The 10,869-nt window shown below is 65.1% G+C and carries 6 protein-coding genes and 4 pseudogenes; 6 read left to right on the top strand and 4 right to left on the bottom strand.

Translation table 11 applies throughout. The annotated features are described in order from the left end of the window. Positions 1-39: 39 nt before the first annotated feature. Both FFS25_RS12900 and FFS25_RS12895 read right to left on the bottom strand, forming a co-directional pair. A complete protein-coding gene (locus FFS25_RS12900; protein WP_137803205.1) occupies positions 40-486 on the bottom strand; it encodes an IS3 family transposase in 447 nt (148 codons plus the stop codon). After that, positions 483-785: a transposase gene (locus FFS25_RS12895; protein WP_009885489.1), complete on the bottom strand. Its 303-nt coding sequence runs from the start codon at positions 783-785 to the stop codon at positions 483-485. Before FFS25_RS12895 ends, FFS25_RS12900 begins: the two co-directional genes overlap by 4 nt. 128 nt (positions 786-913) lie before the next feature. Between FFS25_RS12895 and FFS25_RS12890 the strand changes: the two genes are divergently transcribed. After that, positions 914-2,134, top strand: coding sequence for an IS30 family transposase (locus FFS25_RS12890; RefSeq protein WP_408669573.1), 1,221 nt, complete (start codon positions 914-916; stop codon positions 2,132-2,134). Positions 2,135-2,170: 36 nt separating this feature from the next. Then, positions 2,171-2,341: pseudogene (locus FFS25_RS12885) on the top strand (DDE-type integrase/transposase/recombinase); the annotation flags it as partial. A gap of 7 nt (positions 2,342-2,348) precedes the next feature. Here FFS25_RS12885 and FFS25_RS12880 read toward each other — a convergent pair. Beyond that, positions 2,349-3,746 (bottom strand): IS30 family transposase, encoded by a 1,398-nt coding sequence (locus FFS25_RS12880; RefSeq protein ID WP_502704731.1) that lies wholly within the window; start codon positions 3,744-3,746, stop codon positions 2,349-2,351. Between the two features lie 43 nt (positions 3,747-3,789). Between FFS25_RS12880 and FFS25_RS12875 the strand changes: the two are divergent. Continuing rightward, positions 3,790-4,083, top strand: a pseudogene (locus FFS25_RS12875) (integrase core domain-containing protein); the annotation flags it as partial. 1,041 nt (positions 4,084-5,124) lie between these two features. Here the strand turns inward: FFS25_RS12875 and mobF are convergent. Next, positions 5,125-8,682: a MobF family relaxase gene (gene mobF, locus FFS25_RS12865; RefSeq protein WP_249933905.1), complete on the bottom strand. Its 3,558-nt coding sequence runs from the start codon at positions 8,680-8,682 to the stop codon at positions 5,125-5,127. A gap of 434 nt (positions 8,683-9,116) precedes the next feature. Between mobF and FFS25_RS14195 the strand changes: the two are divergent. The 3 genes and pseudogenes from FFS25_RS14195 to FFS25_RS12850 form a co-directional block, all read left to right on the top strand. Next, positions 9,117-9,164 (top strand): annotated as a pseudogene (locus FFS25_RS14195) (chloramphenicol resistance leader peptide); the annotation flags it as partial. Positions 9,165-9,192: 28 nt separating this feature from the next. Then, on the top strand, positions 9,193-10,368 hold the full coding sequence (gene cmx / locus FFS25_RS12855; RefSeq protein WP_058199284.1) for a chloramphenicol efflux MFS transporter Cmx: 1,176 nt from the start codon (positions 9,193-9,195) through the stop codon (positions 10,366-10,368). Continuing rightward, a pseudogene (locus tag FFS25_RS12850) lies at positions 10,368-10,766 on the top strand (helix-turn-helix domain-containing protein); the annotation flags it as partial. The gene cmx and the pseudogene FFS25_RS12850, both read left to right, overlap by 1 nt. Between the last annotated feature and the right edge of the window lie 103 nt (positions 10,767-10,869).

The following is a 10,869-nucleotide window of genomic DNA, read 5'->3' as shown; positions in this document are numbered from 1 at the left end:
AACGGGAAGACACCGCAAGCGGGCCAATTGCTTCGAGAGTCACACCCGGTTCGATACGACCGACATCCATCCTGACCGGCCAGTCCCAGACCAGCCAGATCCAGACTCACAGATTGCCTTGGCAGTGAAGTCGCGTTCGACGAGGTCGTCACACACTGGCGGGCCGGGCTTCTTGCCGTGTTTCCGGGCTCGTTTGATCGGGTGCGAGAACAACTGCTGCTGCGAGCACAATCGCCACACACGACGCTCTGACGTCTGCAGACCCGCGGCGTGGAGTTCATCGGCGATGAACCGGTGCCCGAACTCAGGATCGTCCGTATGAACGTCGTAGGCGGCATTGATCAGATGTGCCTCGTCCCAGTCCCGAGCTGAGACCGGATGAGCGCACCACTTGTAGAAACCCTGCTTGGTAAAGCCGAGCACCCGACAGGTCACTGCCACCGGCACCCCGGTGGCAGCAAGGTCAAGGACCAGCGGGTACATCATTTTGGGTGATGGCCACCGAGCTTCAAGTTCGCTTGCGAGAGGTACGCTGCGGCCTCGCGGAGGATCTTGTTCTCACGCTCGAGCTCGCGAATGCGTTTCAGCGCTGCCGCCTGGGCGCGAGACTCCTCGACATCACGGGAGGGCTCGAGTCCGTGCTCGCGTAGCCGCGAGTCACGCACCCAGGCCTGGAGAGCTGACTTCGAGATACCGAGGTCGGCACACACCTGCTTCTGGGTCATTCCATCGTCCAAGAGCTCGAGCGCTGATTGCTTGAACTCATCGGTGTAGATCTTTGGCATGACTTCTATCCTTCCTGGAATTTATCCAGTCGTGAAGTCAACCAAACCTTCAGCAGTCCCAGTGGGCGCATCAGGCGGGGATCTTCACGGGGAAGGACACCCGCGCTCAACGAGCACGGTTTGAGCGGTTGCGTGCCGACGGTGTCAGTCGGGCGGATGCTGCGAGACGGGTCGGCGTGGACAAGCGCTCTGCGCAAGATTGGGACAAGGGCATCAAGCAGATAACGGGCGGACGCGTTCACCCCGACGGTCGTGTAGTTCGCTACCGTCAGGCGGCGATACTGGCGAATGTGAAGAGCCCGCGTGATGCCTATACGAGAGGCGCCCCGGTTGATCTGGCGCGTCTTGAGACTGTTATCGATTCTCGCTACCTGAGTTTGATCGAACGAGAGCGTATTCACGATCTACGCAGCCGCGGGGACTCGATAAGGTCGATCGGGCGTGCGCTGGGGCGGAGCGCGTCGACGATCAGCCGGGAGATCGCCCGCAACACGGCCACGACAGTCGGCTATCTTCCTTACGCGGCGCACCGGATCGCGGCGGCGCGCCGGCCGAGGCGACGTGCATGCAAACTCGAATCTGCTGGCGATTTGCGCGCCTATGTGGCAGCGAAGTTGCGTAAACGATGGTCACCAGAGCAGATCAGTCACCGGCTCGTGAAAGACTTCCCGGACGATCAAGGGATGCGGGTGAGCACCGAAACGATCTACCAGGCGATTTACGTCCAAGGACGCGGCGCTCTGAAACGCGAGATCGCCGCGTCGATGAGGCGCGGGCGGACAACACGAAAACCACGGCGCGATCCAGCGAAGAGAACCAGTCGCTTCGTGGACCCTATGGTCTCCATCGCTGAGCGACCCGCGGAAGCTGAGGATCGTGCAATCCCTGGGCATTGGGAAGGGGACCTCATCGTCGGCACGATGGGACGATCAGCAATCGGAACACTCGTCGAGCGATCAAGCCGCTTCGTTACCCTCGTGCACCTTGAACATGACCACACGGCCGAGACCGTGCGCGATGGCCTCATCACCACCGTCGCTGATTTGCCAGCAGCGCTACGCCGCTCGCTGACCTGGGACCAGGGCACCGAGATGTCGGGGCATGTGGGGTTCCAGACCGCCACCGATATGGCGGTGTACTTCTGTGATCCGGGCAGCCCCTGGCAGCGCGGCAGCAACGAGAACACGAACGGCCTCCTACGCCAGTACTTCCCGAAGGGCACCGATCTCTCCCGCCACACGCCCGCAGAATTGCGACGCGTCGCAGAGGACCTCAACGAACGTCCACGCAAGACGCTCGACTGGGACACTCCAGCCGAACGACTCCATGCTTTACTGAATGCGAGTTGAACCAGTGTTGCGACGATGGCTGGAACTCAAGCCGACGAGGGCAAGCTCTACCTCTGCGCCATCAAGGACGTGTTCTCCGGCCGGATCGTGGGCTACTCGATGAGCGACCGGATGAAGGCTTGTCTCGCGGTGAATGCCCTGGACAGCGCGGTATCTCGACGCCGTGACGCCGCCGGTTGCATCGTGCATTCGGATAGAGGCTCCCAGGGCGGATTCAATCGGTGGTTGCAACACCGGTGTTATCGAGCGAGTGTAGCTGGTTGGCGAAGACCTCAGCGGGAGTTCTCCACCCGAGGACTTTCCGGGGCCGGTTGTTCAACGTGTACGCGACGGCTTCGAGCTCCTGCGCGCTCCAGCGTGCGAGATCCGTACCTTTCGGAAAGTACTGACGGAGCACCCCGTTCGTGTTCTCGTTCGTCGGGCGTTGCCAAGGCGCATGGGGGTCGGCGAAGTACACCTGCGTGCCTGTCTCGAGCGCGAACTGCGCGTGACTGGAGAGCTCTTTGCCGCGGTCCCAGGTCAGGGTCTTGCGCAGCTGTGCCGGTAGCCGCGTGACTGACGAGGTCAGCGCCTGGGCCATCGCGCTGGCTCCATAGCCGGCCAGGGCCGGACCGTTCTTCGCTCGCGGCTGCTGCCCGTAGCCTGGCAATCGGGGCAGGTGCACGAGCATCGTCGAGCGGCTGCTGCGTTCGACGAGGGTGCCGATCGCCGATCGGTTCGTGCCGATGATCAGGTCGCCTTCCCAATGGCCTGGCACCGCCCGGTCAGCGGCTTCGGCAGGCCGTTGGGAGATGACGACATCGGCGGTGACGTGTCCCTGGGGCTTGTTCCGTGTTCTTGCTCTGGGCTTGCGTAGCGACCGGCCGGTCCGCAGCGCGGCGACGAGTTCGCGTTTGAGCGCTCCGCGCCCTTCGATGTAGAGGGCTTGGTAGATCGCTTCGTGACTGATCCGCATGCTCTCATCTTCGGGGAAGTCGACCTTGACTCGCTGGGCGATCTGTTCCGGGCTCCATGCCAGCGACCACTTCCGGTCGCCCCGGCGCGGCTTGTTCCGGCCCTGCCACGCCGCCACCTGGGGTCCGTCGACGAGAGTCCCGTCGGGCAGGTGCAGGCTCCCGTCGAGGTGCTCTTGGACGTACTCGCGCAATCGCGGGTTGCGCACGAGCTTCGCGGTCTTCGGGCGACGGGCGAGCAGCTCGGCCTTCCACTGCGCGACCGAGGCTCGGTACTCGAGCTTCCCGCCCCGCGTCGCCGCATTCCGGCGCAGCTCTCGTGAGATCGTCGAGGGATCCCTGCCGAGCCTGCGAGCGATCTCGCGGACCCCGAGACTGCCGGAGCGCATCAGCGCGATCTCCTCACGCTCGGCGAATGACAGGTACCGGCCCCCTAGCTGGGACAACGTGATCGTCGGCATGCCGCCACCTTGACGGAACCAGCGGGTCCCGACCGCTGGTGACACGCCCACCGCCGCAGCCGCGTCCTCTGACGAGACGCCAGAAGCGATTTCCTTCCAGAACTCTCGCTCGATGCTCCGCCTGCTCGACGGGGCCCCGGGCGAGATCATCGGATTCCTTCCCGTGAGGTCCCTCAACCATCCCGCTGGACGTCCCATCACTACCCTCTCTGTCAGGGTGTTGCGACGACCAGTTGAATCCGCCCAGTTCCGGTCACGGAAGTTCGTGCACGCCCTGAACCGTCACCACCTCATCGGATCCATGGGCCAGGTCGGTGCTGCCGGCGATAACGCCACCATGGAGTCCTTCTTCGCGCTGCTACAGAAGAACGTCCTGGACCGTAAGCGTTGGCAGACCCGAGAAGAGCTCCGAATCGCAATCATCACCTGGATCGAAAGGACGTATCACCGACGCCGCCGACAGACCCGTCTGGGCCGATTGACCCCCATCGAATACGAGACCATCATGAACCCGGCCGTGAGCCTCGCGGCCTGACACCCCCAACTGTCACCTAAATGTGCGGCAGTCCCAACCGACGCCCTGCAGCCATGGCTAAACTTTTACAACAACCACCGGCCACACGGCAGCCTTGGAGGCAACCCACCCATCAGCAGGTGCAACCAACCTACTGACTGAGTACACCTCGGCGACGTGCTCCGACGTCCGCACTTCCCACATGCGGATGCGAGGCGGCAGTGGCGTCGGCGCGACGGAGCCTTTCGGCATCGGGCTGAGACCCAGTTGTTGAACTTCCATTGCGCCTCCATGTTCATTCGACATTCCATGAACATCGAACAACATGACCGGCGGGTCGCGCAAGTCGAGTCGCGACGTGTCGCGTCAGGCCACCCGAGCAATATCCACCGGCCGAGGCGCAAGCATGGAACGGCGTGTCGCGCTGCCTGACGGCGCTGACCACTGGCGGCTCGTTACGAAGCTCCAGGTCACGTAACATACGGCGTAACTGAGGCGGTTTGACGATGCCTCCCCCTAGAGGCCCTGTGTTGGTCGGACGCAACGAGGCGATTTCGGGTGGGATGCTCCTCTGGAAGCTGTCGTTGCCTGGTGCGCGGCTGCTGCTCGATCCTGTTGGGCGGCCGCCTGGCACCTGGTCGCCTCATGTTGAAGGCTGCCGGCTGATACTTCGCCGCATCACGCCGGACTCTCTCTAGCCGTGGGAGCCGGGCCAGTAGAGCGAACTAGTCACGGTGGTGCCGCGCACGCAGGCCGACGCGGTCTTGGCCGACCTGGTCGCAGCTTCGTCTGCCTCGATAACTTCGAGGGGCTCCTCTGCTTGATGGCGCGCGACTCATGCCGCCGATGCATCGTGGTCCTCGAAGCCCCCGGCGATCGTGCCTCGCTCCGTGGAGAGACGACTACGAAGTGCCCGGGCTTGCTAACTGGAGGTCTCACGCTCGCGCTGGGCGCGCTGTCTGCCTAACCAGGCTGCTGTGCTTGGCCGGACGGAGACATTACCTTCGCCCGCGACGGCCTATCGTTGTCGGTCAGACGGGCCGACGTCGTGGCGCACAACACCTAGAGACTCTGCCGCGGTGCCTCTCGGGTGGGTGCCTGGGTTCGCCCCGGCGTATTGGATTGCTGGGATCGCAGTCGTGAGTACGCGGCCTGAGCAACCCGCCGCTCGGCTGCCTGCTGCGGGGAACTCACGCCGCCCGGCGAACCCAGAGGTGTGGACTCTCGGACGTCATAGCGGTGGCGGTACAAGGTGATGCTCACTGCCAGTCCGCGCCACTGCTGGCGTTCACGCGGAGTCGGTCCTGGTTTCCGGAGCTTGGCTGCCCAGGAGGCCCCGTGCTCTATCGCCTCATCCAGCGACGCCGCGGCCGCGGTGGTGATCAGGTCTTCCCGCTCCTGCAGGGCGACTCGCATGTCCTCATCCAAGGGCCCGGCCGGACGCGCGATCAGCCCCGCCACCCGCCCGGGTGCGGCCGCCTTGCGACGTGGCATCTGCGTGGTGGCCGCGTCGATCATCGACGCCAACCCCGCCGCAGGATCCCTCTCCCCGGTCCCCGACTGCAGGCGCGGGGCAAGACGGCTCAGGATCCGGGTGGGCGGATGCCCGGCGGCTTCGTGGCGGATCACCGCGGCCTCGAGCTGCTCGTAGTGCGGGCTGGTGAACACCGCATCGGCGATCCCCTCCGGGAACGGGGCGACATCGAGGTAGGCGGCCACCCGCTCGACCTGCGCCTCCCGGGCCAGCACGTCATACTCCGCCAGCAGGGTCTCCAGGGAGGCATGCCGGTCGAGCTCCTGCTTCAAGGTCTCCGTTGCCGAGAGGTCCGCATCACTGCGGGTCAACACCCGGTGCAGCTGACCGATCCGGGTCAGCGGCTCCGGGGGCTCCAGGTGGGTCTCAACCTCGTGCGGGTCCGGCTGGATCACATAGGCACTGTTGCTCTGCTTGCCGCGGGTCATCGCGACATAGAACAGCTCCCGGGACGCCGTCTCCGGGTCGACCAGGGCATGCGCGGTATCCACACTGGCCCCCTGCGCCCGGTGGACCGTGGTGGCGTAACCGAGTTCGACGTCCTCAGCCACGTACTCCGCCGGCAGGACCAGCTCAGGACCAGCAGGCTGGTCTCCGGGGTCGAGGCGGCGCACGGCCAGCGCCCCGTTCTCGAGGCGGCGGGCGACGGCCCAGCGGTCTCCGTTCTTTACCCAGGACCGACCGAGACTCAGTTGTCGGTCGTTGCGCCGGGTCACCACCAAGTCCCCCACCCCGGCAGTGGTGCCGTCATGCAGCCCGGTCCCGTCGCGCTCGACGCGGCCGTCCTCGATGAGGTCGTCGCGGGCGCGGGTGTTCAGCTCGGCGACCATCTCGGCGTTACCCGCGATCATCAGTGTCGCCAGCCCTTCGTCGCGGTCGTGCTGCCAAGAGGTGTAGGCGGCATCGAGCATCCGCTTGATACTCCCGTCGGCCAGCCGGCTGTGGTTCTCATAGTCCTCGAGCACGGCGGTCTTGCCTCGACGCAGGTCGAGGCTGGCGGTCTTCTCCCACTCGTGGACGAACCGCCGCGCATCGGTCAACGTCGGCGGGGCGGCGCGGTGGCGCACGAGCATCCCGAACGCCCCGCCGGTTTCCACAGAACCGAGCTGGGCCGGATCACCGACCAGCACCAGCTTCGCCCCGGCCTGCCCCGCGTGCTCGGCGAGCCGATCCAACGTGAGCGTCCCGGCCAGACTGGCCTCATCGAGCAAGATCAGCTGCCCGGGCTGGAAGTCCCACCCGCCTCTCTGGTGCTCGTAGAGGAACTTCGCCGTGTTCTCGGCCCGCACGCCCAACGATTCCCCGAGGACTTCCGCCGCGGCCGCCGAGGGAGCCAAACCGATCACGGAACCCTGCCCGTGGCGGGCACTCCAGGCACGGTGCAGCCCGCGCAGCGCGGTGGTCTTCCCCGCACCGGCCGGGCCAACCAGCAGATCCAGGCTCCGCCCAGACTGGGCGATGCGAGTCACAGCGGCGGCCTGATCCTCGGCCAGCCTCACCCGCTGGATCTTCCGAGAGACATGCCGGGCAACCATCCGGGACGGCAGCCGAGGCCCGGACGTGTCCTCGGCGTGATCCATCAGGCGGTGTTCGGCGTCAAAGATCTCCTGACTGGAATAGGCGACCTGGTCGCTGGACTGGAAACGGTTCCCGGTCCCGTCGACATAGTGCCCCGGCACCGGACGGTCATACTCGGGTGTCAGGCGCAGCGACTGCGCTTCGGCGACGGCCACGACCTGATCCAGCACGGCGGTGCGCTCGGCCGGCGTGGTGAAGCGGATGGACATGAGCTGGCGCATGGCTTCGGCGTGCAAGTTCCACCTCGTCCAGGTCGAGCGCCGATCCGCGACCGTCATCACCACAACCGCTGCCAGATCCTCCACCTGTTGCGCGCCGAGGTCCTCGGCACGCAACCGGGACGCCCCGGGTGTGTGGGCGAGCACGTCTTGCGCCCAGGTGGTTGCATCGGTGCCCAGCACCCGGGTTGCACGCTCCCGCCAGTCCGCGGTGAGCTCGGCCAGCGAATGCAGCTCCTTCTCGGGGCGGGTTTCGAGGGTTGCTTGCTGGCGCAACCGTGCGATCGTGTCCGGGCTGGGCGCGTGCCCGTGGGTGTCCTGGTAGTCGCGGATGAGCCGGTTCTTCGCCTGCTCGATACCCTCCACACCGACGCTGCCGGTGGTGCGGCGGGAGAACTCCGCGATCAGCTCCGAGGGGACGTCGGTGATCTCCCAGCCGGTGTTCCGGTCCTTGCCTCGGTCGACGGGCTCCCAGGTCAGGCCGAGCAGGTCGGCGGTATGGTCGATGAGGTAGGCGTTGTAACTGGCCGAGAGAGCGACGGTGGCCTTGTGCAGCCGCCGCGAATCCAGGCTCCTCCACTTCCCGTCCTCGCCTTGGACCTTGTTCGAGACCACCAGATGCGTGTGCAGCTGCGGGTCGGCGGCTCTCGAGTCGTAGTGGTCGAAAGCGGTGGCGATGACACCGGTGATCGGCATCCTCGCGATCCCTCCCTTGCCGACCCGGGTCGAGGCCACCCGCTCCTCGAGCAACGCAACGGTATCGCGCATCGCGGCATGATGGGCCTGTGCCAGCAGCTCTTGCGTCAGTGCATCCGCAACACCCCAGAGAGTGCTCAGGGACTTCGGCGGGGAGAACGTCAGGTCGAAGCCTGCAATGGCGCTCTTGGGCTTGCGTGCAACCTCTTCGTCGCGAATGTCCCGGATCGCGACCTCACGTTGCGCAACCGGCAAGTCCGGGTCGAGCTTCGCAACCCGGTCGGCAATCCGCTCACGCGGTTCAGGCAAGGTCGGGTAGGCGTGGCCGAGCTTTGCGCCGGTCGCCGGGTGTACGCCTTGCCCGAGCAACCGGACCAGGTGCTCCTCCGTCACCGTCGACCCGTCGGCGATACCGGTGCCGGTACCGTCGTCGAGGGAGGCCAGGCCGGTGCCGAGCCAGGTGCCCGGTGGGCTACCGGACTCGGTGTAGTAGCGGGTCAACGGTGTGCCCAGCTCTCGGTCGCCGTCACCGGCGGCGACGGTTCTCAAGAGGTACTCGTAGCCACGGCCGGCAGACATGGGGCGGATCGTCATCACCACGATGGCCCCTTCCTGAGACGGGCTCAGGAAGGGGCCGCCTCAGCGGGCAGGTGCGCGCAGCGCGCCGAGTCGCACCCTGGTGCCAACCGTGTGTGTGGCCTATCCGGCGACTGTCGATCAGGGATCTACTGGCAAATGCGTCCTCGGTGCGCGGCGAAGGCCTTGATCCGCCGTGGAACTCCTTAGGCCACTGCTGCCTTCAATAGTGGGTCCGGCCGTGAGCTAGTTGTGATGTCCAGGGACGTTGTTCTGCCCCCGCGCGCAATGACACCGTGATGATTCAAGAAGTATCTGTCCAGACCGCTCACCATTGAAGGCGTGTAGAGTTTGGGGCATGTGGAGTCCCGAATCAGACAGGTCAGGGGTTGTCGGTCACACCGCCAGCCCCTTGAACCACTAGTTACGACGCCCACGATCTGTGTGGGCGTATGTCTGGCGTACCCGGGGCACTGGCCGTGGTGACAAGAAGAACCATTTTCTTGATCTCACACCTCGGAGTACTCGATGCCTTTCGCTCTCTACATGCTTGCCCTGGCGGTCTTCGTCATGGGCACTTCAGAATTCATGCTCGCGGGATTGCTCCCCGCGATCGCGACCGAACTTGACGTCTCGGTCGGCACTGCGGGCCTGCTGACCTCCGCATTCGCGGTCGGTATGGTCGTCGGCGCGCCAGTGATGGCGGCATTCGCTCGCCGTTGGCCACCGCGGCTCACATTGATCGTTTGCCTTCTCGTGTTCGCGGGAAGCCACGTCATCGGAGCGATGACACCAGTGTTCTCTCTCCTGCTCATCACCCGGGTGCTCAGCGCTCTCGCAAACGCAGGATTCCTCGCCGTAGCACTGAGCACGGCCACTACCCTCGTGCCAGCGAACCAGAAGGGGCGTGCACTGTCGATCCTGCTCTCCGGCACGACGATCGCAACCGTCGTGGGCGTCCCCGCCGGGGCACTGCTCGGCACAGCGCTGGGCTGGCGAACGACGTTCTGGGCGATCGCCATCCTCTGTATTCCCGCGGCCGTTGGAGTCATTCGTGGCGTCACGAACAATGTTGGTCGGAGCGAGACTAGCGCGACCTCACCAAGGCTCCGTGTCGAGCTCAGCCAGTTGGCGACGCCGCGGCTCATCCTGGCCATGGCACTCGGAGCGCTGATCAACGGAGGGACCTTTGCGGCATTCACCTTCCTGGCTCCCATCGTGACCGAGACCGCGGGCTTGGCCGAAGCGTGGGTGTCCGTCGCGCTGGTGATGTTCGGCATCGGATCGTTCCTTGGCGTCACGATCGCAGGACGACTATCAGATCAACGACCTGGCCTCGTGCTCGCAGTCGGTGGACCGCTATTGCTGACAGGCTGGATCGTGTTGGCAGTAGTCGCATCTCATCCCGTTGCGCTTATCGTCCTCGTCCTCGTTCAGGGATTCCTGTCGTTCGGCGTCGGCAGTACTCTGATCACGCGTGTGCTGTATGCAGCATCGGGTGCGCCAACGATGGGCGGTTCGTACGCAACCGCAGCATTGAATATCGGAGCTGCCGCGGGGCCCGTGCTTGGTGCGTTCGGGCTCGCGACCGGGCTGGGGCTGCTCGCGCCGGTTTGGGTCGCTTCGGTGCTGACAGCGATCGCTCTCGTCATCATGCTTCTCACCGGACGCGCGCTTACGAAGACCGCGGCGGAGGCCAATTGATGACCCATCCGAACGCTCTTCTCACTCCTCGTGCCCGTCTCCGGTTAGCCCGGCTGATTGTCGAAGACGGCTATCCGGCCACGATCTCCGCAAAGATGTTCATGGTCTCCCCGATCACTGCCCGGAAATGGGCCGGCCGCTACCGGGAAGAGGGTGAGTTCGGGATGCAGGATCGCTCCAGCAAGCCGCACCGGATCCCAGGCAGGACGCCCGAGTATGTCAAGAAGAAGATCATCAACCTGCGCTGGCGGCTTCGACTGGGGCCAGCCCAGATCGCTGCGCGACTTGGTCTCTCGACGTCGACTGTTCACGCGGTCCTCGTCCGTTGCCGCGTGAACCGCCTCTCGCATATCGATCGTGTCACTGGCGAGCCATTGCGGCGATATGAGGCCCTTCACAGATGAGTGTGGGTTGGCTGCCGAGATCGGGTCCTCTGGGTGATGCGCAGGATCGGCGTGGTCCTGATGCGCGTTGTGCGCCGAGGATCGCGGGGATGTCACA

The organism is Kocuria sp. 2SI, assembly GCF_005502825.1.
Classification (GTDB): Bacteria; Actinomycetota; Actinomycetes; order Actinomycetales; family Micrococcaceae; genus Kocuria; species Kocuria palustris.
Note: the sequence above shows the minus strand (reverse complement) of the source record. Positions and strands in the feature narration are given on the sequence as shown.

Bases quoted from the DNA above. Each gene is read 5' to 3' on its own strand.
- cmx (WP_058199284.1), top strand. From the start codon at position 9,193: ATGCCTTTCGCTCTCTACATGCTTGCCCTGGCGGTCTTCGTCATGGGC.
- FFS25_RS12895 (WP_009885489.1), bottom strand. From the start codon at position 785: ATGCCAAAGATCTACACCGATGAGTTCAAGCAATCAGCGCTCGAGCTC.
- mobF (WP_249933905.1), bottom strand. From the start codon at position 8,682: ATGACGATCCGCCCCATGTCTGCCGGCCGTGGCTACGAGTACCTCTTG.
- FFS25_RS12880 (WP_502704731.1), bottom strand. From the start codon at position 3,746: ATGGGACGTCCAGCGGGATGGTTGAGGGACCTCACGGGAAGGAATCCG.
- FFS25_RS12900 (WP_137803205.1), bottom strand. From the start codon at position 486: ATGATGTACCCGCTGGTCCTTGACCTTGCTGCCACCGGGGTGCCGGTG.